This is a genomic window from Micromonospora sp. NPDC002717 (genome assembly GCF_040295705.1).
Taxonomy (GTDB): domain Bacteria; phylum Actinomycetota; class Actinomycetes; order Mycobacteriales; family Micromonosporaceae; genus Micromonospora.
On the sequence record NZ_JBEOVW010000005.1, the window covers coordinates 262,568 to 287,234 of the forward strand.

Consider the following 24,667-nt stretch of genomic DNA (forward strand, 5'->3'; position numbering starts at 1 on the left):
GATCCCGACGACCAGCGCCCCGATGGTCTCCGCGTCGACCACGCCCGGCACGAAGATGCCGTCCCGCGCCCGCCGTCCGGCGGGTTTCGGACCTCACCCCGTGAGCCCCGCCCGGCCGGTCAGGGCAGCTCGGCCACGGCATCGGCGTACGCGACGCCGGTGTCGACGGCCGCGTCGAGCAGGACCGTGAGCTGGGCCGGGGCCACCCCGTGCGCCAGGTCGGTGCTGACGTCGCCGGCCAGCACCAGCTCGCCCCCGAGTTCGTGCACGTACGCCTTCGGCAGCAGCCGGTCGTGGTTCCACGCGTTGCAGAACGCGTACGCCTCGGCGAGCCGGTCGGCCGGCAGCCGGCGACTCGCCACCGCGCGCGCCCGGAGGATCTCGCCCCGCTCGCCGGCCCGGCGGAACTGGATGAGCGCCTCGCCCCACCGGCCGACCACGGTGCCGTCGGCGTCCACGGCGTAGTGGTCCCCGCGCCGGTCCAGGGCGGCCGTGATCATCTCCACGCTCAGCGGGCGTGGCTCCCCGTCGGCCGGCGGGCCGTCGTCGGCCGGGTCGCCCGGGTCGTCGTCGGGCGCGTCGTCGGGCGGCAGCGGCACGGGTGCGGCGAGCGGCCGCTCGGCCAGCCAGGACGCGATCCGGCCGGACTGGTGGCCGGTGCCGTTGCGGGCGTCGAAGCTGCCGGCCAGCGCGGTGGCCAACCCGAGCAGGGTGGTGCCGAGCGTGGCCACGTCGAGGTCGGCGGCCGGCCGGTCGCCGTACCCGGGTCGGTGCACCGTCCGAGCCCCCAGCCCTGCCTCGACGGCGAGCGCGCAGACCAGCGCCCCGGCGGCGGCGAACTCCATCGCGGACAGGTCGTCGTGCGGCCGGTCCAGCCGGGGCAGCTGCTCGGCCAGGACGTCCAGCCCCCGGGCGGGGTGCCCGCCCAGCGCGCACCACCGCAGGTGCGCGGCGAGGTACGGGAAGGCGGCCTGCTCCCGCCGGTGCCGCCGGTACGCCCGCACGTGTGCCTCGGCCGCCCGCTCCGGCTCCCCGGCGCGCAGCCAGGGCAGCAGCCCGGCGGCCAGCGCCCGCTCGGGTTGCTCGGTGCAGCCGCCCGTGTCGGCCGGCGCCTCCGCCAGCGCGTCCAGCGCGGCCCGGTGGTCGCCCCATCCGGCGAGCAGTTCCGCCCGCCGGGCCGGCGCGCAGCCGGGGCAGCCGCCGGCCGGCCCTGCCCCGGCCGCCGACCAGCGGTCGAACCACCGCCGGGCGGCCGGCTCGTCGCCGAGGTGGTCGGCGATCCGGCAGCGCAGCTCGGCGACCACCGCCGCGTCCCCGCCCGACCCGCTGGCGCGACTGTCGCCCGTGGCGTCCGCCGGGGCGCCGCCGTGGCCCGTGGCGTCCGCCGGGGCGGCAGCGTGGCCCGTGGCGCCCACCGGGGCGGCGCCGCCGGAGCCTGTCCCGCCCGCCGGATCGGCTGCGTCGCCGACGTCCGGCGGGACGGGGGAGCGGGCGGCGGCCCGGGCGGCGAGATCGTCCAGCATGGCCCGGGCCTGGTCCAGCCCGACCCGGGGGCTGCCGAGCAGGGCCTCCACGGCGTACCGCTGGTAGCGCAGCAGCAGCGCGGCGTCCGGGCCGGGCAGCAGGTCGGGGCGACGGTCGACGGCGGCGAGGCAGCGGCGCACCGGCTCGACCAGCCGCCACCGCTCCCCATGCAGCAGACAGCCCTCGATCAGCGCGAACCGGGCCTCCACCGCGGACCGGTCGTCGCCGGTGGCGTCGGCGTGCGCGGCGATCCGTTCCAGCTCCGCGCTGCGGGCCTCGCCGTCGGGCGCGTCGCGGGCGTCGGCGAGGGCCTCGGCCAGCGCCGGGTCCCGGTGCCCGCCCCCGCGCCGCCGCCCGCCCCACCGGACGGTCGGCCCGAAGAGGTCCAGCCCGCGAGGGGCCGGCTCCCCGCCCCGGCCCGTCACGCCACGACCCCGCCGGGCAGCCGGGCGACCTCGGTGGCGAGCTGGCAGCCGGTGGCGATGCCGCAGTCGAGCAACTGGTCGAGCTGGTGCGGGGTGACCCCGCGCTCCAGGTCGGTGATGACCTCGCCGCAGACCCGGGCCCGCCCGTCGTCCTCGACGTGCACGAACGCCTTCGGCCAGAGCCGGTCGTGGTTCCACGCGTTGCAGAAGGCGTGCAGCGCCGGCACGTACTCGATCGGGAACGTCGGCGCGGCCAGGGTGCGGACCTGGAGCAGCTCACCGGCGGCGCCCGGCCGCAGGAACCAGATCAGGCTGTCGGCCCAGCGGCCGACCAGGTCGCCGTCCGCGTCGGCCTGGACCACGTATCCCCGGCTGCGCAGCACGGCGGCGATCAGCTCACCGGTCAGCGGTCGCAGCGCCGCCGGGTGTCCGGCCAGGGGGCCGTCCGGACCGTCCTCGATTCCCGGCGACGCCATCGGGCATCCCTTCTGAGGCAGATATCACGTGAAGCGGCGCGGTCCGCGCTGCGACGCGCGGACACGACCCGGAAAAGCGGCGATCTGCCGGGTCACGCCGTTAAGTTGATGCTATGGCGGGCCGTACCTCTCAGGCGAGTCGGCGGCGCGGCGCGTCGCCGCGTGGCACCACGAACAGCCGTGCCCGCCAGCCGGCGAAGAAGACCGCCCGGGCGGCGGCCCCCCGGCGGCGGCCCGCGGCGCGGCCGAGCCCGGGGCTCCTCGTCGGACGTGCGGTCGGCGCACTGTGGATGGGGCTGGCGCACGGCGTCGGCTGGGCGTTCCGTGCCGCCGGCCGGCAGGCCGCCTCGGCCCGCGGGCTCGACCCGGAGCACCGCCGCGACGGCGCGGGGCTGCTGGTCTTCGGTCTCGCCCTGCTCAGCGCGGTGGCCATCTGGTTCTCCGGCGCCGGCCCGGTCGGCGAGCAGCTGGCCGACACCGTCCGGCTCTTCCTCGGCGCGATCGCCATCGTGGTGCCGGTGCTGCTGATGATCGGGGCCTGGCGCCTCATGCGCGAGCCCGGCGACCCGGAGCACCGCGGCCGGGGGCTGGTCGGCTGGGGCTCGATGCTGGTCGCCACCGCCGCGATGCTGCACATCGGGCAGAACCCGGTCGACGCGGTCCAGCGCGACTTCGCCGGCGGCCTGGTCGGCGCGGGCGTGGGCAGCCTGCTGGAACGGGCCGTCACCGCCTGGGTCGCCGTGCCGCTGTTGATCCTGCTGTTGGTCTTCGGCCTGCTGGTGGTCACCGCGACGCCGATCAACAAGATCCCGGAGCGGCTCGGCCTGCTCGCCGGCACCCTGGTCGCCCCGTCGGCCGAGGAGGAGACGGACGAGGCGCCCGCGAAGCCCGCCCGCAAACGCGCGACGAAGCGGGCGGCGCCGCCGCCGGTCGACCCGGCGGAGTTCGACGACGAACTCGACGGGGCGGACCTCCAGGAAACCCTCGTGCTGCCCCGCAAGCGTCCCGGCAAGGTTCCGGCCAGCCGCAAGCCGGTCGAGCCGCCGGAGCACTCGCCCGCACCGACCCGGGCCGAGCAGCTCGCGCTGACCGGGCTGGCCGGCGACTACACCCTGCCGCCGGCGAACATGCTCAGCAGCGGCGCGGCCCCGAAGAGCCGGAGCAGGGCCAACGACGAGGTGATCGCCGCGCTCACCGGCGTCTTCGAGCAGTTCGACGTGGACGCCGCCGTCACCGGCTTCACCCGCGGGCCGACCGTCACCCGCTACGAGGTGGAGCTGGGCCCGGGCGTCAAGGTCGAGCGGATCACCCAGCTCTCCCGCAACATCGCGTACGCGGTGAAGTCGCCCGACGTGCGGATTCTCAGCCCGATCCCGGGCAAGAGCGCGGTCGGCGTGGAGATCCCGAACACCGACCCGGAGAACGTGGCGCTCGGCGACGTGCTGCGTTCGCGGGCCGCCACCGGCGACCACCACCCGATGGTGGTGGCGCTCGGCAAGGACATCGAGGGCGGCTACGTGGTGGCCAACCTCGCCAAGATGCCGCACATCCTGATCGCCGGCGCGACCGGCGCGGGCAAGTCGTCCTGCCTGAACTCGCTGCTGGTGTCCATTCTCACCCGGGCCACGCCGGACGAGGTGCGGCTGCTGCTGATCGACCCGAAGCGGGTCGAGATGACCGGTTACGAGGGCATCCCGCACCTGGTCACGCCGATCGTGACCAACGCCAAGAAGGCGGCCGACTCGCTGGAGTGGGTCGTCCGCGAGATGGACATGCGCTACGACGACCTCGCCGCCAACGGGGTCCGGCACATCGACGACTTCAACCGCAAGGTGCGCAACGGCGAGATCAAGGCCCCGCCGGGCAGCGAGCGGGAGATGCGCCCGTACCCGTACCTGCTGGTGATCGTGGACGAGCTGGCCGACCTGATGATGGTCGCCCCGCGCGACGTGGAGGACTCGGTCGTCCGGATCACCCAGCTCGCCCGGGCCGCCGGCATCCACCTGGTGCTGGCCACCCAGCGCCCCTCGGTCGACGTGGTCACCGGCCTGATCAAGGCGAACGTGCCGTCCCGGCTGGCGTTCGCCACCTCCTCCCTGGCCGACTCGCGGGTCATCCTCGACCAGCCGGGCGCGGAGAAGCTGCTCGGCCGCGGTGACGGTCTCTTCCTGCCGATGGGCGCCTCGAAGCCCATCCGGATCCAGGGCGCCTGGGTGACCGAGCGCGAGATCGCCGACGTGGTGAAGTTCTGCAAGGACCAGCGCGAGCCGGAGTTCCGCCCCGACGTGCTCGCCGCGCCGGACAGCGGCAAGAAGAAGATCGACGAGGACATCGGCGACGACCTCGACCTGCTGGTGCAGGCCGTCGAGCTGGTGGTCACCTCGCAGTTCGGCTCGACCTCCATGCTGCAGCGCAAGCTGCGGGTCGGCTTCGCCAAGGCGGGCCGGCTGATGGACCTGATGGAGACCCGGGGCGTGGTCGGCCCGTCGGAGGGCTCCAAGGCCCGCGACGTGCTGGTCAAGCCCGACGAGCTGGAGGAGGTCCTGGTCGGCCTGCGCGGCGGCGAGGAGTGACGCCGACCGGGCGCCGACACGTTGCCTGCTCCCTCGTCTCGCCCCGGTCGGCCGGGGCGGACACGGACGGGCCCGCCGGAAGCCGGCGGGCCCGTCCGTGGGGGAGCGGCGGTCAGGAGTTGTAGAGGGCGGCGCCGATGACCATGCCGATGATCGCGCCGGCCACGCTGGCGACGGCGGCGTACCAGCCGAGCGGCTTGTCGCCGAGCACGGCGCCGACGATCCCGAGGATCAGGCCGACGAGACCGAACAGCGGCGGCAGGAACAGGATCGCGATGACCGCGAAGACGAATCCCAGGATGGTGCAGATGCGGGCGGCGCCGCTGCGCGGGCGGGCGGTGGTGTGCATGTCGGCCATGTCTGCCTCCGGTGGGTGAGAGCCTGCGTTGCCAGGCCGACCTCTACCCACTGTGGCCGTTCGTCACGCCTCGGACCCGCCCGCCGCCCCCGGTGCGGACCGGGTCGCCCTCCAACGGGCCGGGTCGCCCTCCAACGGGCCGGGTCGCCCTCCAACGGGCCGGGTCGCCCTCTGGCGGGCCGCGCCGCCCGGTTCGCGGGCCGCGCCGCCCGGTTCGCGGGCCGCGCCGCCCGGTTCGCGGGCCGCGCCCGTGCGGTTCTCAGTGGAAGATCTTCAGGCCCACGATGCCGGCGATCACCAGCAGGAGGCAGGCGATCCGGGGCAGGTTGGCCGGCTCGTTCAGCGCGAGCATCCCGACCAGGGCGGTGCCGACCGTCCCGATGCCGACCCAGACGGCGTAGCCGGTGCCGACGGGGATCTCGCGCAGCGCGTACCCCAGCCCGGCCATGCTGAGCACCAGCGTCACCACGAAGACCGCCGACGGGACGGGACGGCTGAAGCCGGCGCTGCGGTCGAGGGCGATCGCCCACGCCGTCTCGAGGAGTCCAGAGATCACCAGCACGATCCAGGCCATTGAAGATCACCTCTGCGGTTGCGCCCGGACCTCCGGGGCCGGGACGAGTCGGGTCTGCACGTCACGCGGGCGTCTTGGCCTGACCGGGTACGCCCACCACTCGTCCGGGACGGCCGTGGCCGTCAGGGCCGACGCTAGCACCGACCGGGACGTGCCGGAGAAGGGTGGTGAGCCCCGCCACCCCTCGTTGACCTTAACTTGACTTCAACTTGCAATATGGGCGCATGCCGCTGCTCTTCTCCGACGCCGAGGTCACCGCCGCGCTGGACGCCCCCACCACGGTGGCGGCCATGCGGGGCGCCCTGCTCGCCGCGTACGCCGGCCGCCTGGTGGCCCCGCCCCGGGCCGCCGCGCCGCTGGGTGGGGGGCGGATGGTGCTCACCGCCGGGCACCTCACCGGCGAGTGGTACGGCTTCCGCTCGTACGACACGTTCGGGCACCCGGAGAGCGAGCAGGTGGTGGTGCTGCACGACGGGCGTACGGGGGCGGTCCGGGCGGTGGCGGTCGGGGAGGAGCTGGGCTCCCGCCGCACCGGCGGGCTCGGCGGGGCCGCCGTGGACGCCCTGGCCCGCCCGGACGCCGCCACCCTGGGCGTGGTCGGCTCGGGCCGGCAGGCGTGGACGCAGGTCTGGGCGGCGGCCGCGGTCCGCCCGCTGCGCGAGGTCACGGTGCACAGCCGCTCCGCCGTCCGGCGAGAGGCGTTCGCCGCCCGGGTGCGCGCCGAGCTGGGCGTGCCGGCGCGCGCCGTGGAGTCGGCGCGGGCCGCCGTGGCCGACCGTGACGTCGTGGTGCTCGCCACCACCAGCGTCACCCCGGTGCTCGACGCCGCCGACCTCGCTCCCGGCACCCACGTCAACACGGTCGGCTTCAAGCAGGTCGACCGGCACGAGTTCGGCCCCGACCTGCTGGACGCCGCCGATCTGCTGGTCACCGACTCGCCGGCGCAGGCCGCCGCGTACGACCCGCCGATGCTCGCGGCGCTGCCGGCGTACGCCGGGCGGCTGCGCGACCTGGGCGGGGTGCTGGCCGGCGCGGTGCCGGGCCGGACCGGCGCGGACCAGGTCTCGGTCTTCTGCTCGACCGGCCTGGCCGGCACCGAGGTGTTCCTGCTCGACCGCCTGGTCCGGGTCGGCGCGGCGACCGTCTGACCGGCGTGGCGTCCGTCACCCCGCCCCGCCAGGAGGGTCAGGAAGGGCCCTTGCCCCACCGGGCGCGTCAACGGGTGCCCTCCGCAGGGCGGGCGTGCGTGGGGGATCGCGGACGGCCCGGTACCCTCGGATGGTGTCTGCCACCTCCCCTTCCGACAACTCCGACGGCCGCCGCGTCGCCCTGCTGACGCTGGGCTGCGCCCGCAACGAGGTCGACTCGGAGGAGTTGGCCGCCCGGCTGCACGCCGAGGGCTGGCAGGTCACCACCGACGGCGAGGGCGCCGACGTGGTGGTCGTGAACACCTGCGGCTTCGTGGAGAAGGCGAAGCAGGACTCCATCCAGACCCTGCTGGCCGCCGCCGACACCGGCGCGAAGGTGGTCGCGGCCGGCTGCATGGCCGAGCGGTACGGCCGTGAGCTGGCCGACAGCCTCCCCGAGGCGCAGGCCGTGCTCAGCTTCGACGACTACCCGGAGATCGCCGCCCGGCTGGACGCCGTGGTCGCCGGCGAGGCGATCCACGCGCACACCCCGCGCGACCGCCGCGAGCTGCTCCCGCTGACCCCGGTCTCCCGCCGGGACAGCGCGGTGTCGCTGCCCGGCCACGGCACCCCCGCCCGGGGCGTCACCGAGACCGACGAGCACACCCCGGCGCACCTGCGCCAGGTGCTGCGCCGCCGGCTCGACACCGGTCCGGTCGCCTCGCTGAAGCTCGCCAGCGGCTGCGACCGGCGCTGCGCGTTCTGCGCCATCCCCGCCTTCCGCGGCGCCTTCGTCTCGCGTACGCCGGACGAGCTGCTCGCCGAGGCGGAGTGGCTGGCCAAGACCGGCGTCCGCGAGCTGGTGCTGGTCAGCGAGAACTCGACCTCCTACGGCAAGGACCTGGGCGATCCCCGGGCCCTGGAGAAGCTGCTGCCGCAGCTCGCCGCGATCGACGGCATCGTCCGGGTGCGGGCGAGCTACCTCCAGCCGGCCGAGACCCGGCCCGGCCTGGTCGAGGCGATCGCCACCACGCCCGGCGTGGCCCCGTACTTCGACCTGTCGTTCCAGCACTCCAGCGAGCCGGTGCTGCGCCGGATGCGCCGCTTCGGCTCCACCGACCGGTTCCTGGAGCTGCTGGCGAGCGCCCGCGCCCTGGCCCCGGAGGCGGGCGCGCGGAGCAACTTCATCGTCGGCTTCCCCGGCGAGACCCGCGCCGACTACCAGGAGCTGGTCCGCTTCCTGACCGAGGCGCGGCTCGACGCGATCGGCGTGTTCGACTACAGCGACGAGGACGGCACCGAGGCCGCCGGGCTGCCCGGCAAGGTCTCCGCCGCCACCGTCAAGCGCCGGTACGACCGGCTCGCCGCGCTCGCCGACGAGCTCTGCTCGCAGCGGGCCGAGGAGCGGCTCGGCTCCACCGTCGAGGTGCTGGTCGACTCGGTCGCCGACGGCGTGGTCGAGGGGCGGGCGGCCCACCAGGCCCCCGAGGTCGACGGCTCGACCACCCTCGTCGCGCCGTCCGGCGGCGGGGTGGACCTCGCCGCGCTGCGCCCGGGCGACCTGGTGCGGGCGACGGTGACGGGCACCGAAGGGGTGGACCTCGTCGCGGTCCCGGATGAGATGATCTCGGCTGCGCCCGGCGCGGCACGGTGACGGCGGGCCCGGACAGAGCGGGGGAGCCACGTGGTGGGGTGCCAGGTGCGCCACGGCGGCCGGAGCGGGTGGCGGCGGTGACCGGGGCGACGGATTCCACGCCGGCGCCGGTGGTGGCCCGGGTGCCCGTGCTGAACGCGGCGAACGCGCTCACCGCGCTGCGGCTGGTCCTGGTACCGATCTTCGGCGCATCCCTGGTCGTCTCGGGGATGACCCACGCCGGCTGGCAGATGGCCGCCTGCCTGATCTTCGCCGTCGCCTCGGTGACCGACCTGGTCGACGGCTGGATCGCCCGCCGCTTCGCCCTGGTCACCTCGGTCGGCAAGGTCGCCGACCCGATCGCCGACAAGGCGCTCACCGGCGCCGCGCTGCTGCTGCTCTCCTGGTACGACCGGCTGCCCTGGTGGGTGACCACGGTGATCCTCGCCCGCGAGCTGGGCATCACCGCGCTGCGCTTCTGGGTGATCCGGCACGGGGTGATCGCGGCCAGCCGGGGCGGCAAGATCAAGACCGCGCTCCAGATCCTCGCGATCACCTGGTACCTGTGGCCGATGCCGGCCGCCCTCGCCGCCGTCGGGCCGTGGATCATGGCCGCGGCGGTCGGGGTCACGGTGGTCACCGGTTTCGACTACGTCGCCCAGGCCCTGCGCCTGCGCCGGCCCGCCTCCTGACCCGGGCTCCCGGCCGGGCGGCGGGCCGGGGATCCATGCCGCCCTCCCTGTGATCCTGTCGGCTCGGGGAGGATGAGTAGGCCGGGCGGGGCGGGGGAAGGATCTGGGACATGGAAAGTGACGCGGCCGGCGCGCGGCCGGTGGGCAGCCCGGCGGCGGGCGTGGTGCACAGTCTGGCGGAGCGCCACGAGACCCTGGCCACGGTGGAGTCGCTGACCGGGGGGCTGCTGGCCGCCTCGATCGTGGAGATCGCCGGGGTGAGCGGCATCTTCCGGGGCGGGCTGGTGGTCTACGCCACCGAGCTGAAGTCGCAGCTCGCCGGCGTAGCGGAGGATCTGCTGGCCGACCGCGGGCCCGTCGACCCGGATGTGGCGGTGGCCCTCGCGGAGGGCGGGCGGCGGCGCTGCGGAGCCGACTGGGGCCTGGCCACGACCGGGGTGGCCGGCCCGGAGCCGCAGGACGGCAAGCCGGTCGGGCTGGTCTACGTGGCGGTGGCCGGGCCCGCCGGGGCCGACGTCCGGCAGCTCGACCTGGACGGTGGCCGCGACCACATCCGCTCCGCGGCGGTCGTCGAGGCGCTGCGGCTGCTCGTCGAGCGGATCCACCGCGCCGACGCGGGCGAGGCCGAAGCCGGGCGGACCGACACCGCCACCGCCGGGCGGCGCTGAGCCGACCCGCGGGCCGTGCCGACCTGCGGGCCGTGCCGACCTGCGGGCCGTGCCGACCTGCGGGCCGTGCCGACCCGCGGGCTGAGCCGACCCGCGGGCTGAGCCGACCCGCGGGCCGAGCCGACCCGCGGGCCGAGCCGGGCCGGGCCGGGCCCGGCAAGCCGGGCCGCCCCCCCCCGCGACGGGGCCCCCGTCCCACGCCGAGCCGATCCCACAGGCTGAGCAGACTCCGCAATCCGAGAGGCGGGGTGGGATGTCGGCGGGGCCGGCAACGGGTACCGTTGCGGAAAGGCTCCGACGGTCGGAGCCGGCACGACGTGCCGGACGGCCGCGCGAAACAGTGGTGTCCCTCAGGGGAGGTGCGAATGGTCCTGCTACGCCGGGTTATCGGTGACGCACTACGGGCGCGCCGGCAGGGGCAGCATCGCACCCTGCGCGAGGTCTCCTCCGCCGCCAACGTCAGCCTGGGCTACCTCTCCGAGATCGAGCGCGGCCAGAAGGAGCCGTCCAGCGAGCTGCTGGCGGCGATCTGCGACGCGCTGGGCGCGCGCCTGTCCGAGCTGCTGCGCGAGGTCAGCGACACGGTCGCGCTCGCCGAGCAGATGCCGGGCGTGCTCGTGCCCGTGCAGGACGAGACCGTCGACACCACCGGGGTGACCACGGTGCGCAAGGCCACCGGCCGGGGCGTGCACCAGGTCAGCTCCGACGGCAAGGTCGCCGTCCAGGTCCGCCAGGATTCGCCGCTGAAGGCCACGCTGCGCACCTCCCGCGTCCGCGGGGGCGACCGCGACGTGGTCTGCGCCGCCTGACCCACCCCACCCTCACCCCCGTCCGCGTCCCATGGTCGCGGTGGCGACCGCCGCGTAGGGTTGATCGCGGACGGCGTCGGCGCTCGCTTCGCTGGCCGGTACGGATGCCCGGGTGGCGTCCGGCTGGGACGATGGAGCCACTGCCGCGCCGCAACCGGCCGGGCCCGCCCGGCCCGGTCGAGGCGGAGCGACGCTAGTGAGGGGATACCGCGGAGATGGCTAACCCGTTCGTCAAGGGTTGGAAGTACCTGATGGCGCTGTTCGGCGCCAGGATCGACGAGCACGCCGATCCCAAGGTGCAGATCCAGCAGGCCATCGAGGAGGCCCAGCGCCAGCACCAGGCGCTCGTCCAGCAGGCCGCCGCGGTGATCGGCAACCAGCGGCAGCTGGAGATGAAGCTGTCCCGCCAGATGTCGGAGGTCGAGCGGCTCCAGGCCAACGCGCGCCAGGCCCTCGTCCTCGCCGACCAGGCCCGCGCCAAGGGCGACGAGGCCGAGGCCAACCGCTACGAGCACTCCGCGCAGACCCTGGCCACCCAACTGGTCTCCGCCGAGCAGGCCACCGAGGACCTGAAGACCCTGCACGACCAGGCGCTGGGCGCCGCCGCCCAGGCCCGCCGGGCGGTCGAGAACAACTCGATGATCCTCCAGCAGAAGCTCGCCGAGCGCACCAAGCTGCTCAGCCAGCTGGAGCAGGCCAAGATGCAGGAGAGCGTGGCCCGCTCGCTGGAGTCGATGTCGGCGCTGACCGCGCCCGCCAACACCCCCTCGCTCGACGAGGTGCGCGACCGGATCGAGCAGCGGTACGCCACCGCGATGGGCCGCGCCGAGCTGGCCGGCAACTCCGTCGAGGGCCGGATGCTGGAGATCCAGAAGGCGACCCTCGACTCGGCCGGCTCCGCCCGGTTGGAGCAGATCCGGTCGAGCATGGCCGGTGAGCAGCTCGGCGGCAGGCAGGAACGACCGCCCGTCGCGCGTACGGAGCCCGCCGCGCCGGCCGCCGACCCGGCCGCCGCCGCCCGGCTGGACGAGATCCGGGCCAGCATGGGCCGGGAACGCGGCACCGGGGACACCACCGCCGCCGGCTGAGGCCGGTCAGGTCGAGGAGGCAGCAGAGGTGGCAGACGAGCGCACGCGGTACTTCCGGCGCCTGAGTCGGTTGCGGCGGTCCGCCCGCCGGTGGAGCGTCACGGCAGGGGGCCTCGGCGGCGCGGCCGCCGTGCTGACCCCGTACGCCGGGCTCGGGCTGCCCGACGCGGCCTGGGCGGCCGGGGCGGGCGGGGCGCTGGTGCTCGCCGCCTGGCGCTGGGTCGACCTGCGCGCGCTGGCCGCCCAGCCGGCGCCGCCCGCGCTCGACCCGGCCGAGGCCGCCGCCCGGTCACGCGCCCGCCTTGTCGCCGCCGTGGAGCGGCTCCCCGCCGGCCCCGGCGTGCTGGCCGAGGTGCGCCGGGTGCGCTCCCGGGTGGCGCTGCGCGGCACCAGCGCCGCCGAGCCGTGGGCCCGGCTGGACCGGGCCGCCCTCACCCTCGCCGGGATGGCCGGCCGGCTGACCGGGCTGGCCGGGCCCGCCGTGTCGGAGGCGGCCGACGCCGACCGCTCGCTGCGGGACCTCGCCGGCCGGGTGGCCAGTGTCGAACGCGCGCTGCGGCTCGCCCCCGCCGACGCCCGACCGCCGCTGGCCGAGGCGCACCGGGCGTTGGCCGGCCAACTGGAGCAGGGCGTCACGGCGTACGAGCGGCTGGTCGTGGCCGCCGCCGGCTACGTCGCCGAGGACGCGCGTCCCGACGGCGACCACCCGGCCGCCTCCCGCCTGACCGAGGCGACCGACCTGCTGCACGGGGTCGCCTCGGCGCTGGCCGAGTTGCGCGGCGCCGGCGCGCCGCTGCGCACTCCCTGATCAGGGCGGTGTCGTGACCGGCACCGGGCCGGTGAACGGGGAGCTGCCGACGACGTTGAACGACCGGATGCGGTAGTGGTACGTGACGCCCCGCGCCAGGCCGGTGTTGGTGAAGCCGCGGCCGGTGACGGTGAAGGTCGACACCTCCCGGCTGAACGCCGGGTCCAGCGCCCGCTGCACGATGAACCCGGACCCCGGCCCGGCGGGGGTGCTCGACGACCAGCCGAGGATCACCGTCGCCGTGTCGGGCCCGGGCGCCGTGGCGGTGGCGGTCACGCCCGTGGGCAGGCCCGGGGCCGGCGGCGTGGTCGCCCGGGCCACCGTCGACCAGGGTGACGCGGCCCCGAGATAGGTGGTCCGCACCCGGTAGTAGTACGTGGTGTCCGGGGCGACCGCCGCGTCGAGGTGGTTGTCGCCGACCCCGATCGCGGTGGTGCCCGGCCCGCTGGTGAAGGTCGGGTTGGTGGCCCGCTGCACGTCGATGCCGGTGGCGAAGGAACGGTTGGTCCAGCGCAGCGCGATCCGCAGCGGAGCGGCCGGCGGGATCGCCGCGGTCAGCCCCGCCGGCGCGGCGAGCTGCACCGACGCCGGCACGCTGTTGGACCAGGTGGAGCAGCTCACCGCGTTCTCCGCCCGGATCCGGTAGTGGTAGGTCACCCCGGGGGTGACGGTGGCGTCGGTGTAGCGGCTCGCCGTGGCCGCCACGGTGATCGCGGTCAGCCCCTGCGTGAAGGTCGCGTCGGTGGCCCGCTGGAGCAGGTGGCTGGTGGCCGCCGGGCGGCTGCCGTTGCCCGTCCAGGCCAGCGCGATCGCCGGCAGCGCGGTCGCCGAGCCCGGGGCCGGCGTCGCGGTCAGCCCGGTCGGCGCCCTGGGCGAGACCCGCAGCACCAGGGGCCGGGTCATGCCCTGGTCGCGGTGCCCGGCGAGCTGGCTGTGCCAGTGGTACTCCCAGCCCAGGTTGACGAGCTGGTTCACCACCAGCGACGGCCGGCCGTCGACCGGGCTGACCGGGGTCGAGCCGGTCCGGGCGCCGGCCGGCCGGGCCGGGTCGAGCAGCCGTACGCTGTCGCCGATCTTGAACGGCAGGGGCGGCGCGACGGGCCGCAGGGCGACGATCACGTCCTCGCGTGGGTCGACCCGGACCACCTGCTTCCAGCCCCGCTCGGCGGGGTGCGGCGGGCGGGTGGCGCCGTCCCAGCCGACCCGGTTGACCAGTTGGACGTCGCAGCCGGCGAACCGCACCGGCTGGGTCTGCCGGCTGTTGCCGCGGATGCGCCAGAGCTGGGTGCCGTCGGCGGGCGCGCCCACTGTGACGGCCGGATCGCTGACGTGCAGCACCTCGGTGGCCGGATCGGTCGGGCCGAGCGGCAGGGTGGCGGGGGCGAGCGGCCCGGCGTGCGGGTGCCCGACGCCCAGCCGGCCGACGAGCCGGCCGTGCTCCGGTTCGAAGACCTGCTGCACCGCCTTCACCTGCAACGGGAGGAGCACCGGGGCGGCACCGGCGGTCGGCACGAAGCTGACCGTGGTGGCGTGCACCGGGACGACCGTTCCCCGGCCGGTGCGCGTGCCGAACGCCGCGTCGTACGCCGCCTGCGGCACGATCGGCGGGCGCTGGCTGGCCGCGTACGCGCGGGGCAGGCGGTCCCGCAGCCGGGCCAGGTCGTACGGCGGCGCCGGGGTGCCGGCGACCCGGAACTGGAGCAGGGTGCGGGTGTTCGGGCCGTACCCGGGGCGGGTCGGCGGCGGGCCGCCCTCGGCGGTGCGGTCCGGGGCGCCCGTGTGGTGGTCGGCGCGCGGGTCGAAGCCGGGCAGCGGGGCGGGGCAGTCGTTGTAGAGGATCACCGTGCCGCCCGGCGGCACGGTCGAGAAGTCGACCAGCACGTCGGCCACCTCGCCCGGGGCGAGCAGCAGCGCGTGCGAGTCGACGTTGAGCACCGTCGGGTCCCGGCGGTCGTACCGGTAGCCGATCGGCTGGTTGGGCACGACCACCGGCGCGGGGAGCAGGCCGCCCTCGTTGCCGATCTGGACCAGCTCCGGGCCGGCGGCGCGCGGGTCCGGGACCCCGCCCTCGCGCCCGTCCGTCGGCCAACCCGCCGGACGGTCCGGCGCGCGGACCGCCTCCACCATCGGCACCTCGCCGGCGTCCGCGTCGGCCAGGTCGCCCTCCGGGTCCCACATCGGGCCGTCGGAGCGGGCCCGGTAGAGCTGGAGGTTCAGGCCGCGGTCCAGGCAGGCGTTGAGGATCCGGAAGCGGTACGTCCGCGGCGTGACCTCCAGGTACGGGTACGCGATCCCGTTGACCAGCATGGTGTCGCCGAACGCGTCCGGCACCGCCGACGGGTGCGGGACGCCGGGCGTCAGCGGCGGCTCCTCCGGGTCCGTGACCGGGTCGTGGTGCGGGTTCGGCACCGGGCCGGCGTCGGGCGTCCCGGGGTGCTCCCGTGGCCCGGGCTCGTCGGCCGTACGCGACCACGGGCCGTAGTCCCACCGGCCGGTCGGGTTCGTCCCGTCGGCCCGGTGCGGGTTCTGCCGGGGCTGGTAGACGTGCGGGTGCCAGAGGCTGCCCCGGGAGCCCCAGCGGTCCCGGTCCCAGGTCGGGTCCTCGCCGGCGAGCTGGGTGTCGTCCGGCACGAACGTCTTGTCCTCGATCACCAGCGGGAGCTGGTCGGCGGGCAGCACGCCGTCGGCGACGAGTTCCTCCTCGGCCGGGTCGGTGAGCAGGTAGAGCGCGAGCTGCCCGGAGTAGACGGTCAGCCGGGCCAGGCCGACGGTGTTGTCGTGGAACCAGCACAGCCGCCCGCTCTGCTCGTTCGGGTAGTAGAGCGTGGTGGCGCCCGCGCCGGGCGGCGGCATGTCGGGAACGTGGGTCAGGCCGATCCCGTTCGGGTACGGGGTGATCTCGCCCGCCGGGGTCACCCACTGCCAGGGGTTGCCGGCGCTGATCCACCCGGTGTGCGCGCCCGCGAGGCGCAGCACCGCCCGGTTCTGCGGGTAGGGCGCGGGACCGTCGAGCGGGCCCGTCCCCGCGCCCGCCACCGTCGCGTCGACCGGCAGGAAGAGTTCCCCGGCCCGGCCGGTGGGGAGGTGGTTGATGAACTTGACCCGGACCGGGCGGCCCCGGCGGGCCAGGATGACCGGGCCGAGGTGCCAGGGGCGCCCCGCCGGCACGACCGTGTTGTGCCCGTTGGCGTCCGTGCCGAGGTTGAGCTGGCGGTAGCCGCGCAGCCGGGTCGCCGGCAGGTCCCGGTGCAGCCGCTGCGCGTACTGCTCCAGGACGATCTCGTAGTAGTCGCAGCCCGGGTAGCTGATGGTGTCGGGCACCGCCACGGGGAGGTGGCCGCCCAGCTGGGTGCGGCCGCGTGTGCCGAGGCCGGGCAGCGCGTCGACGAACTTGCGGATGCCGGTGCCGGGCACCACCCGGCCGTCGGCCCCGACGACCGGCAGCGGGCTGCGGGCGTAGTTCGGCACCGGGCCGAAGCAGCGCGGCACGGCCGCCGGGTCGAGGCTGGCCGGCACCACGACCGGCTCCTCCACACGCCGGGCCGCCGGGACCGGCCCCGCCGGCCGGGACCCGGCGGTGGTGCCGTTCCCGGGGCGGGGCACCGCCCGCTCCCACGGGATCCGGAGTCTGCGGAACAGGTCCATGGCTCTCCCCGGTGTCCGGGCGCGCGGCCCGCCACGGCGGCGTGGCGGCCCGGTCGCGCGTCGCTGACGATGCGTGAGGAGTCAACCGCAGCATGCGACGCGACGGCGGGGGTTAGGAAGTACCCAATCGTCCGTATCTGTGGCGGGGACGCGACTTTCCCGCCGCACCGGCGGAGTGTCCCGCCCGACACGCCGACCCCACGTCGGTCGACCGGTGACGGAGGGCGGCCGACGCGGCCCCCGGGGTCGTCAGCCGGCCGGGCGTTCGGGCTGGCAGGCGGGGCACCAGTAGGTGACCCGCTCGCCCAGCTCCTCCTTGCGGATCGCGGTGCCGCACCGGCGGCAGGGCTGGGCACGCCGCCCGTAGACGTAGCTGGTCTGCCCCCGGTGCAGCGACCCGGTGGTGCTCTGCGTCCAGCGGCCCCGGTTGGCGGCGAGCAGCTTCTGCGCCAGGGCCACGGTGCCGGCGAGATCCGGCACGGCGCGTACCGGCGTCCACGGCGACACGCCGCGCAGGAACAGGATCTCGCACTTGTAGAGGTTGCCGACGCCGGCCAGGTTGCGCTGGTCCAGCAGGGCCTCGCCGATGGTGACGTCCGGGTGGGCGGCCAGCCGGCGTACCGCCTCGGCCGGGTCCCAGTCCGCGCCGAGCAGGTCGGGGCCGAGGTGGCCGACCAGCGAGTCCTCCTCGGCCGTCGGCACCAGCGCCAGCTCGTGCAGGTGGTAGCCGACGGCGACCGCCTGCGGGGCGCGCAGCACCACCCGGATCAGGTGCGCGGGCCGGGCGGTCCACCGTTCCCCCGGCGCGTACGCCCGCCAGGCGCCCTCCATCCGCAGGTGGGAGTGCAGCGTCCAGCACGCCCCGCCGCCATCCGTGGTGGCGCCTCCAGGCGGTGCGTCTCCCGGCGGTGCGTTTCCCGCCGGGGCGGCGAGGCGGGGTGCGTTTCCCGCCGGGGCGGCGAGGCGGAGCAGCAGGTGTTTGCCCCGGCTGGCGGACTCCCGCACCGTCCAGCCGGTGAGGTCGGTCGCGGCGAGCTGGGGCACCCGGAAGTCGCTGCCGGTCAGGCGGGCGTCCGCCAGCGCGCGGTGCAGGACGCGGGCGGTGTTCCAGACGGTGTCGCCTTCGGGCACCCGTCCATCCTCTCTCGCCGCCCGGGACCCGGCGCGACGGTCACCGGGCCGCGACGCGGCGGGTGGCCGTCGGCCACGCGCAGCAGGTCACCCGGCCGCGACGCGCAGCAGGTCGCCCGGCGTCACCGTGAGCAGGTCGACCGCCCGGCCGCCGTTGACCGCCACGGCGACCAGGCCGGCCGAGTCGGCGTGCACCACCAGCCCGCCCGCCGGGGCGTCCCCGAAGGTGCGGCCGTGCACGGCCTCGCGCCCCGCTCCGAACTCGAAGTCCGGCCGCACCCGCACCCGGGCCGGCAGCGGCGCCAGCAGGTCGGCCGGCGCGGCCAGTTGCACGTTGCCGAAGTGGTCCACGGTCAGCACCTCGGCGGTGAAGCCCCCCGGCTCCGGCCGGACGACCGGCGCCGGCAGCCGGACCAGGGTCGTCGGGTCGACGGCCGGGCCGGCCCCGGACAGCGGGGCGCCGAGCGCCAGCCGCGCGGCCACGGGCGCGAAGACGTCCCGGCCGTGGAACGTGCGGGACACCTCGGGCGCGAGCCAGTCCGGCGCGGTCAGCTCGACGGCCGCCGTGACCCCGCCCAGCGCCTCGGCGGCGTCGACGAGCAGGCCGTTGTCCGGCCCCACCAGCAGCCCGCGCGGCGCGGCCAGGGCGACGCCCCGGCGGGCGGTGCCGACGCCGGGGTCGACGACCGCCACGTGCACGCCCTCGGGCAGGTGGGGCACGGTCTGCGCCAGCACCGCCGCGCCCCGGCGCACGTCGGCCGGTGGCACCAGGTGGGTCACGTCGATCACCCGGACGGCCGGCGCGAGCCGGGCGATGACCCCGTGGCAGGCGGCCACGAAGCCGTCGGCGAGACCGTAGTCGGTGGTCAGCGAGATCCAGGGCGTGCGGTCCATGCCGGGCAGGTTAGTCGCCGGCGGTGAGCCGCAGTTCCAGGATCAGCCCTCGTGCAGCGGGATGCCGTCCTCGCCGACGACCGGGATGCCCGGCTTGAGCCGGCGGGCCCGGTCCACCGCGCCCCGGTCGACGCGCACCAGCCGCAGCCCGCGCCGCTGGTAGAACCGCAGCGCCCGCAGGTTGTCGTTCGTCGTGACGAGCCAGAGCCGGGCCCGGCCCGCCGCCCGGGCCACGTCCGCGGCGGCGGCCAGCAGCGCCGTGCCGACGCCCCCGCCCGGCGTCGCCGCGGCCATGCTGACGACCTCCAGCCCGTCGCCGTCGCCGTGGTGGGCGAGCGCCCCGACGACCGCGCCGGCGCCGTCGACCGCCACCAGCGTGGGCAGCGTACGCAGGTCGTAGCGGGTGTCGTGGACGACGACGTACGGGCCGCCCCACTCGCGTTCGTGCAGCGCGTCGACGGCCGCGCGGTCCCCGGCCCGGGCCGGTCGGACGGTCACCCCGGTCATCGTCGGCTCCCCTCGTCGACCGGCTCGGGAGCCTACCGTCGCCGGTCGGGGCGGGCACCCGGGATTCGGGGCCGACCGGGCGCTGGCGGATATGGAACAGCCGGATGGCCGACCGGCCACTGCCGGGACGGGACCGGGTTGGGCAGACTGCCAGGGGTGACCAACCGCAGCCTGCCCGCCGTCGCGGTGCTCGTGATCGCCGCCGCCCTGACCGCCGCCTGCGGAGACGACGCGGAGGAGGCCCCGCGCGCCGCGCCCCCGGCCGCCTCGGCGTCGACGCCGGCCGCCGACGTGCCGTCGGGCCCCACGGCGGCGGGGACGGCCACGACGGCCACCACGCCCGCCGCACCGCCCACCGGCGCGGGGCCGGCCGGGCCGAGCGCCGGGACCATCGAACGCCGCCCCGCCAGCCCCCCGCCGGTGGAGCTGCCCGCCCGGCTGACCGGGACGCCCGGCGCGCGGCAGGTCGTCGACGCGTTCAAGGCGGCCGGGCTGAAGGTGCCGAACCCGCGGGACCGCTCGGTCGACTGCGGGCCGGACGGTCTCGGCCTGGGCTGCTCCGAGCTGATCGCCACCGACGCCGTCACCGTCTACGTCTTCCCGGACGAGTCGAGCGCCAGCGACATCGCCGAGACCTGGGGCGGTCAGTCCTTCCGGCGCGGCACGGTGGTGCTCAACTACCTCGAGGCGAGGACGCCTGCGGCCGACCGCGCCAGGTACGAGAAGGTCCTCACCGGCCTCCGCTGACGCGCCGGGCGGGGCGGGGCGGGGCGGACGCCGCAGGAGCAGGTCGGCGAAGCCAGCGCCGCGAGCGTCAGCCGCGCAGGCGCAGGCCGCGTGGGGTGGCCCGGAAGCCGGCGGCGGTGAGCGCGTCGCGCAGCGGCGAGGAGCACACCGCCTCGCCGTCGGCCCGCTCGACCGACATCGCCCCCAGCGCGCCGGAGTGGACCGCGTCGGCGAGCGCCTTGCCGGCCGCCGCCAGCGTGTCGGCGTCGTCGCTGAAGGAGAGGATGGTCCGCCCGCCGCGCTCGACGTACAGCACCAGGTCGCCGGCGACCAGCACCACCAGGGCACCGGCCTTGCGTCCCGCCCGGTGCCTGGTCGCCGGGGCGGCTCCGTCGCCCGAGTCGACCACCCGTTCCGGCCAGGGCAGCGCCGCACCGTACGGGTTGGCCGGGTCCGTCGCGGCGAGCACCAGGGTGGGCCCGCCGCGCCCCCGCCCGCCGTCGGCCGGCTCCGCCAGCGCCCGGATCCGGTCCACCGCGCCCGGCACCGCGAACTGCGCCGCCCCCAGCCCCTCGACGAAGTAGCCCCGCCGGGCCGCGCCGCGCTCCTCCAAGGCGGAGAGCACCGGATAGACCGCGGCGAACCCGCCGGCCACCTGCTCGGCCATGACCGCGCCCCGGGTCACCACGCCGTGCCGTTCGAGCAGCACGTCGGCCAGGGCGGCGGCGCGGCGGGTGGGGTCGGTGTCGCGCTCCGGCAGGCGCGACCAGCGCCCGGCGACGGTCGGCGGGCCGCCTCGGGTCGGCAGGGCCACCCGCCCGGGGCGGCGGTAGCGGGTGCGCGGCGCGGTCGGGCGGGACCGGTGCGCCCCGCCGCCGCCGAGCACCGCCCGCAGCGGGGCCAGGGTGTCGTTGGTGAGCTGACCGGCCCAGACCAGATCCCAGACGACCGCGGTCAACGCGGCGTCGTCCGTCGAGCCCACCCGGTCGGACAGCGACCGGAAGAACAACGCCTGCCCGTCGTCGAGCGCCTCCAGCACCGCGTCGTGCAGCGGGGTGCGGGTGAGCGCCTCGTCGGGCGGGGGCAGCAGCAGCGGGGCGGCGTCCGCGTACGCGAGGGTGACCCAGCCGTCCCCGCCGGAGATCGCCCCCGAGCCGGCCCAGAGCACCTCGCCGCTGGCGCACAGCTCGTCGAGCTGGGCGGGGGAGTAGTCGGCGACCCGGCCGGGCAGCACCAGGCGTTCCAGGGCCGACGCCGGCACCGCCGCCCCCTGGAGCTGCTCGACCGCCGCGGCCAGCGCCTCCACGCCCCGCGCCGACGAGCCGACCTGCTGCCACCGGGGCAGGAACGCGGCCAGCGCGCGGGGCGGCACCGGCTCGATCTCCCGGCGCAGCGCGGCGAGGGACCGGCGGCGCAGCAGGCGCAGCACCTCCGCGTCGCACCACTGGGCGCCGGCCGTGTCCGGGGTGAACTCGCCGGAGACGACCCGCCCCGTGGCGGCGAGCCGACGCAGCGCCTGCTCCACCACGGCCACCCCGAGCCCGAACCGGGCGGCGCAGGTGGCGGCCGCGAACGGGCCGTGCGTACGCGCGTAGCGGGCGACCAGGTCGCCGAGCGGGTCGGCCACCGGGGCGAGGTACGCCTCGGCGACCCCGACCGGCAGGGCCACGCCGAGGGCGTCGCGCAGCCGGGCCGCGTCCTCGACGCCCACCCAGCGCTCCTCGCCGGCGATGCGCACCCGCAGCACCCGACGGGCGGCCGCCAGCCCGGTCAGCCATTCCACGGGCGCGCCCCGCTCGGCCAGCTCGGCCTCGGACAGGTCGCCGACCACCCGGAGCAGCTCGACCACGTCCTCCGCGTCGCGCGGGCGGCGCTGCTCGGTCAGCCAGCGCAGCTGCCGGTCGGTCTCGGCCAGCACCGCCGGGTCGAGCAGCTCCCGCAGGTCGACGCGGCCGAGCAGTTCGCCGAGCAGGGCCGAGTCGAGCGCCAGCGCGGCGGCCCGGCGTTCCGCGAGGGGGGCGTCGCCCTCGTAGAGGAAGGCCCCGACGTAGCCGAACAGCAGCGACCGGGCGAACGGCGACGGCTGGGCGGTCTCCACCTCGACCAGGCGCACCTTGCGGGCGGCCAGGTCGCGCATCAGCTCCGCCAGCGCGGGCTGGTCGAAGACGTCCTGGAGGCACTCCCGGGCGGCTTCGAGGGTGACGGGGAAGTCGGCGTACTCGCGGGCGACGTCGAGCAGTTGGGCGGCGCGCTGACGCTGCTGCCACAGCGGCTGGCGGCGGCGCGGGTCGCGGCGGGGCAGCAGCAGCGACCGGGCGGCGCACTCCCGGAACCGCGACGCGAAGAGCGCGGAGGTGCCGACGGACTCCTCGACGAGCTGGGCGATCTCCTCCGGCTCGAAGACCACCACGTCCGCGCCCGGCGGCTCGTCGGCCGTGTCCGGCAGGCGGACGACGATGCCGTCGTCGGACGGCATCACCTGGGCGTCCACCCCGTAGCGCTCGGTGAGCCGGCGGCCGATCGCCAGCGCCCACGGCCCGTTGACCCGGGCGCCGAGCACGCTGTGGACGGCCAACCGCCAGTCGCCCAGCTCGTCGCGGAACCGCTCGACCACCACCGTGCGGTCGTCGGGCAGGGACCGGGTGGCCTCCTTCTGCTCGCGCAGGTAGGCCATCAGGTTGCCGGCGGCCCAGTCGTCGAGCCCGCCGGCCCGCAGCGCGGCGACGGCGGTCCTGTCGTCCTGCCGTAGCAGGGCGCGTACCCGGGCACCGATGGCCCGGCCCAGCTCGACGGGCCGGCCGAGCTGGTCGCCCTTCCAGAAGGGCATCTTCGCCGCCTGCCCGGGGGCTGGGGAGACCAGCACCCGGTCGGGCGTGATCTCCTCGATCCGCCAGGACGAGGAGCCGAGCAGGAACACGTCGCCGACCCGCGACTCGTAGACCATCTCCTCGTCCAGCTCGCCGACCCGGGCGGCCCGTTCGGCGCCGGCCAGGAAGACGCCGAAGAGCCCCCGGTCGGGGATGGTGCCGCCGCTGGTCACCGCGATCCGCTGCGCGCCGGGCCGGCCGGTGAGCGTGTCGGTGGCGCGGTCCCAGACCAGCCGGGGCCGCAGCTCGGCGAACGCGGTGGACGGGTAGCGGCCGGAGAGCATGTCGAGCACGGCGTGCAGGGCCGAGTCGGGCAGCTCGGCGAAGGGCGCCGCCCGGCGGACCAGGACCGCCAGGTCACCGACGTGCCACGGCTCCAGCGCGACCATGGCGACGATCTGCTGGGCGAGCACGTCGAGGGGGTTGCGCGGGTAGTGCAGCTCCTCGATGGCGCCACCGCCCATCCGCTCGGCCACCACGGTGCAGGACAGCAGGTCGCCCCGGTGCTTGGGGAAGACCACGCCCCGGGAGACCGCGCCGACCTGGTGCCCGGCCCGACCCACCCGCTGCAGGCCGGCGGCCACGCTGGGCGGCGCCTCGATCTGCACCACCAGGTCGACCGCGCCCATGTCGATGCCCAGCTCCAGGCTGGAGGTGGCCACCACGGCGGGCAGTTGGCCGGACTTGAGCGCCTCCTCGATGTGTTTGCGCTCCTCCCGGGAGACGCTGCCGTGGTGGGCGCGGGCGATCACGGTCGGCGCGCCGGCCGCCCCACCGGCCTGGGCCATCATCTCGGCCGGAGTGCGGCGAACCGGGCCGATGGGGCCGCCCCGCGCGCCGGTGCCCCGGTCCGCGCCGGCGGACCCGCCCCGTGCGCCCGTGCCGGTCGGGCCGTCCCACGTGCCGGTGCCCCGGTCCGGATCGGCGGGGCCTTCCCACGCGTCGGTGCCCCGGTCCGCGTCGGTCGGGTCGTCCCACGCGTCGGCCTCGCGGGCCGGCACGGCCCGGTCGGCCCGCCCGTCGGGCCCGGCGGGCGGGCCGACCGACTCGTCGGCGGCCAGCTCGTTGAGCCGCGCGCAGAGGCGCTCGGCGGAGCGCCGCGAGTTGGTGAAGACGATGGTCGAGCGGTGTGCCCGGATCAGGGAGAAGACGCGCTCCTCGACCGCCGGCCAGATCGACGCCCGGCGCGGCCCGGGCCCGCCGAGGTCGTCCTCCGGCGGCTCCTGCTCGTCGAGGCGGGTCATGTCCTCCACCGGGACCTGGACGCTGACCTCGATCGTCTTGGCGGTGGGCGGGGCGACCACGTCGACGGGCCGGGCGCCGCCGAGGAAGCGGGCGCACGCGTCGACCGGCCGGACCGTGGCGGACAGGCCGATCCGCTGCGCCGGCGCGGGCAGCAACTCGTCGAGGCGCTCCAGGGAGAGCGCGAGGTGCGCCCCGCGCTTGGTGCCGGCCACCGCGTGCACCTCGTCGACGATGACCGTCTCGACGCCGCGCAGGGAGTCGCGGGCGGCGGAGGTCAGCAGCAGGAACAGCGACTCCGGCGTGGTGATGAGGATGTCCGGCGGGGTACGGGCGAACGCGCGCCGCTCGTCGGCCGGGGTGTCGCCGGTGCGCATCCCCACGGTGATCTCCGGCGGGGCGACGCCCAGCCGGGTGGCGGCCTGTCGGATCCCGGCCAGCGGCGTGCGCAGGTTGCGCTCGACGTCGACCGCGAGCGCCTTGAGCGGGCTGACGTAGAGCACCCGGCACCGGTGTCGGCGGTCGGCCGGGGCCGGCTCGCGGGCCAGCCGGTCGAGCGACCAGAGGAACGCGGCGAGCGTCTTGCCGGAGCCGGTGGGCGCCACCACCAGCGCGTTGCGGCCGGCGGCGACGGAACTCCAGGCGCCGGCCTGGGCGGCGGTGGGCGCGGCGAAGGCGGCGGTGAACCATTCCCGGGTGGCCGCGCCGAAACCCGCCATCGCATCCGTCACGCCATCCATCCTGCCCCGGCCGTCTGACATCCGGTCCCGGGGCGGGCGCTGGTTGTGTCCTGGTCCGGCTCATACGCGATGGTTGTGCCGTTGAATGCGTTAAGTCTTACTTAACTGCTTGCTTGCGGCGCGCAACATAAAGTAACTTCACTCGGAGCCGGCCGGGGTG

18 protein-coding genes and 1 riboswitch are annotated in these 24,667 nt (G+C 76.5%); of the genes, 9 read left to right on the forward strand and 9 right to left on the reverse strand.

The window, feature by feature from the left end:
• Positions 1–119 precede the first annotated feature (119 nt).
• Positions 120–1,949, reverse strand: a complete 1,830-nt coding sequence (locus ABT006_RS10680; protein ID WP_502890901.1) for a YbjN domain-containing protein — start codon at positions 1,947–1,949, stop codon at positions 120–122.
• Entirely contained in the window at positions 1,946–2,425 is a 480-nt protein-coding gene (locus tag ABT006_RS10685; RefSeq protein ID WP_350705031.1) for a YbjN domain-containing protein, read from the reverse strand. Before ABT006_RS10685 ends, ABT006_RS10680 begins: the two co-directional genes overlap by 4 nt.
• 113 nt (positions 2,426–2,538) lie before the next feature.
• Between ABT006_RS10685 and ABT006_RS10690 the strand changes: the two genes are divergently transcribed.
• Complete coding sequence (locus ABT006_RS10690) at positions 2,539–4,998, forward strand: DNA translocase FtsK (RefSeq protein ID WP_350705033.1); 2,460 nt, start codon at positions 2,539–2,541, stop codon at positions 4,996–4,998.
• A 112-nt stretch (positions 4,999–5,110) separates the two neighbouring features.
• Here ABT006_RS10690 and ABT006_RS10695 read toward each other — a convergent pair whose 3' ends face one another.
• Positions 5,111–5,356: a hypothetical protein gene (locus tag ABT006_RS10695; RefSeq protein WP_350705035.1), complete on the reverse strand. Its 246-nt coding sequence runs from the start codon at positions 5,354–5,356 to the stop codon at positions 5,111–5,113.
• Positions 5,357–5,615: 259 nt separating this feature from the next.
• Positions 5,616–5,930 carry a DMT family transporter gene (locus ABT006_RS10700; RefSeq protein ID WP_350705037.1) on the reverse strand — a complete coding sequence of 105 codons (315 nt, stop codon included), beginning with the start codon at positions 5,928–5,930 and terminating at the stop codon, positions 5,616–5,618.
• Between the two features lie 62 nt (positions 5,931–5,992).
• Positions 5,993–6,057, reverse strand: a riboswitch (guanidine-III (ykkC-III) riboswitch).
• Between the two features lie 97 nt (positions 6,058–6,154).
• Here ABT006_RS10700 and ABT006_RS10705 point away from each other — a divergent pair.
• From ABT006_RS10705 to pspM, 7 genes are all read left to right on the forward strand, one after another.
• Positions 6,155–7,078, forward strand: coding sequence for an ornithine cyclodeaminase family protein (locus ABT006_RS10705; RefSeq protein WP_350705039.1), 924 nt, complete (start codon positions 6,155–6,157; stop codon positions 7,076–7,078).
• Between the two features lie 130 nt (positions 7,079–7,208).
• The gene (gene rimO / locus ABT006_RS10710; RefSeq protein WP_350705041.1) at positions 7,209–8,711 is read left to right on the forward strand and encodes a 30S ribosomal protein S12 methylthiotransferase RimO; all 1,503 of its coding nucleotides are present in this window, start codon (positions 7,209–7,211) and stop codon (positions 8,709–8,711) included.
• A 68-nt stretch (positions 8,712–8,779) separates the two neighbouring features.
• Positions 8,780–9,382: a CDP-diacylglycerol--glycerol-3-phosphate 3-phosphatidyltransferase gene (pgsA, locus tag ABT006_RS10715; RefSeq protein WP_466021710.1), complete on the forward strand. Its 603-nt coding sequence runs from the start codon at positions 8,780–8,782 to the stop codon at positions 9,380–9,382.
• A gap of 110 nt (positions 9,383–9,492) precedes the next feature.
• Complete coding sequence (locus ABT006_RS10720) at positions 9,493–10,050, forward strand: CinA family protein (RefSeq protein ID WP_350705045.1); 558 nt, start codon at positions 9,493–9,495, stop codon at positions 10,048–10,050.
• Positions 10,051–10,415: 365 nt separating this feature from the next.
• Positions 10,416–10,859, forward strand: coding sequence for a helix-turn-helix domain-containing protein (locus ABT006_RS10725; protein ID WP_350705047.1), 444 nt, complete (start codon positions 10,416–10,418; stop codon positions 10,857–10,859).
• Between the two features lie 215 nt (positions 10,860–11,074).
• Positions 11,075–11,947 (forward strand): PspA/IM30 family protein, encoded by an 873-nt coding sequence (locus ABT006_RS10730; protein WP_350705048.1) that lies wholly within the window; start codon positions 11,075–11,077, stop codon positions 11,945–11,947.
• Between the two features lie 28 nt (positions 11,948–11,975).
• Positions 11,976–12,755 (forward strand): phage shock envelope stress response protein PspM, encoded by a 780-nt coding sequence (gene pspM, locus ABT006_RS10735; protein WP_350705050.1) that lies wholly within the window; start codon positions 11,976–11,978, stop codon positions 12,753–12,755.
• Here the strand turns inward: pspM and ABT006_RS10740 are convergent, their stop codons facing one another.
• From ABT006_RS10740 to ABT006_RS10755, 4 genes are all read right to left on the reverse strand, one after another.
• Positions 12,756–16,400, reverse strand: a complete 3,645-nt coding sequence (locus ABT006_RS10740) for a hypothetical protein (RefSeq protein ID WP_350705051.1) — start codon at positions 16,398–16,400, stop codon at positions 12,756–12,758.
• A gap of 249 nt (positions 16,401–16,649) precedes the next feature.
• Entirely contained in the window at positions 16,650–17,531 is an 882-nt protein-coding gene (locus ABT006_RS10745; protein WP_350705053.1) for a zinc finger domain-containing protein, read from the reverse strand.
• Positions 17,532–17,618: 87 nt separating this feature from the next.
• Positions 17,619–18,425, reverse strand: coding sequence for an SAM hydrolase/SAM-dependent halogenase family protein (locus ABT006_RS10750; protein WP_350705054.1), 807 nt, complete (start codon positions 18,423–18,425; stop codon positions 17,619–17,621).
• Positions 18,426–18,467: 42 nt separating this feature from the next.
• Complete coding sequence (locus ABT006_RS10755; RefSeq protein WP_350705056.1) at positions 18,468–18,932, reverse strand: GNAT family N-acetyltransferase; 465 nt, start codon at positions 18,930–18,932, stop codon at positions 18,468–18,470.
• Positions 18,933–19,088: 156 nt separating this feature from the next.
• Here ABT006_RS10755 and ABT006_RS10760 point away from each other — a divergent pair, with 156 nt between their 5' ends.
• A complete protein-coding gene (locus tag ABT006_RS10760; protein ID WP_350705058.1) occupies positions 19,089–19,679 on the forward strand; it encodes a hypothetical protein in 591 nt (196 codons plus the stop codon).
• Between the two features lie 67 nt (positions 19,680–19,746).
• Here the strand turns inward: ABT006_RS10760 and ABT006_RS10765 are convergent, their stop codons facing one another.
• On the reverse strand, positions 19,747–24,507 hold the full coding sequence (locus tag ABT006_RS10765) for an Lhr family helicase (RefSeq protein ID WP_502890902.1): 4,761 nt from the start codon (positions 24,505–24,507) through the stop codon (positions 19,747–19,749).
• Positions 24,508–24,667: the final 160 nt, after the last annotated feature.

Coding starts and splice junctions, on each gene's coding strand:
- ABT006_RS10685 (WP_350705031.1), bottom strand. CDS start 2,425: ATGGCGTCGCCGGGAATCGAGGACGGTCCGGACGGCCCCCTGGCCGGA.
- ABT006_RS10690 (WP_350705033.1), top strand. CDS start 2,539: ATGGCGGGCCGTACCTCTCAGGCGAGTCGGCGGCGCGGCGCGTCGCCG.
- ABT006_RS10695 (WP_350705035.1), bottom strand. CDS start 5,356: ATGGCCGACATGCACACCACCGCCCGCCCGCGCAGCGGCGCCGCCCGC.
- ABT006_RS10700 (WP_350705037.1), bottom strand. CDS start 5,930: ATGGCCTGGATCGTGCTGGTGATCTCTGGACTCCTCGAGACGGCGTGG.
- ABT006_RS10705 (WP_350705039.1), top strand. CDS start 6,155: ATGCCGCTGCTCTTCTCCGACGCCGAGGTCACCGCCGCGCTGGACGCC.
- rimO (WP_350705041.1), top strand. CDS start 7,209: ATGGTGTCTGCCACCTCCCCTTCCGACAACTCCGACGGCCGCCGCGTC.
- ABT006_RS10720 (WP_350705045.1), top strand. CDS start 9,493: ATGGAAAGTGACGCGGCCGGCGCGCGGCCGGTGGGCAGCCCGGCGGCG.
- ABT006_RS10725 (WP_350705047.1), top strand. CDS start 10,416: ATGGTCCTGCTACGCCGGGTTATCGGTGACGCACTACGGGCGCGCCGG.
- ABT006_RS10730 (WP_350705048.1), top strand. CDS start 11,075: ATGGCTAACCCGTTCGTCAAGGGTTGGAAGTACCTGATGGCGCTGTTC.
- ABT006_RS10740 (WP_350705051.1), bottom strand. CDS start 16,400: ATGGACCTGTTCCGCAGACTCCGGATCCCGTGGGAGCGGGCGGTGCCC.
- ABT006_RS10750 (WP_350705054.1), bottom strand. CDS start 18,425: ATGGACCGCACGCCCTGGATCTCGCTGACCACCGACTACGGTCTCGCC.
- ABT006_RS10755 (WP_350705056.1), bottom strand. CDS start 18,932: ATGACCGGGGTGACCGTCCGACCGGCCCGGGCCGGGGACCGCGCGGCC.
- ABT006_RS10765 (WP_502890902.1), bottom strand. CDS start 24,507: ATGGATGGCGTGACGGATGCGATGGCGGGTTTCGGCGCGGCCACCCGG.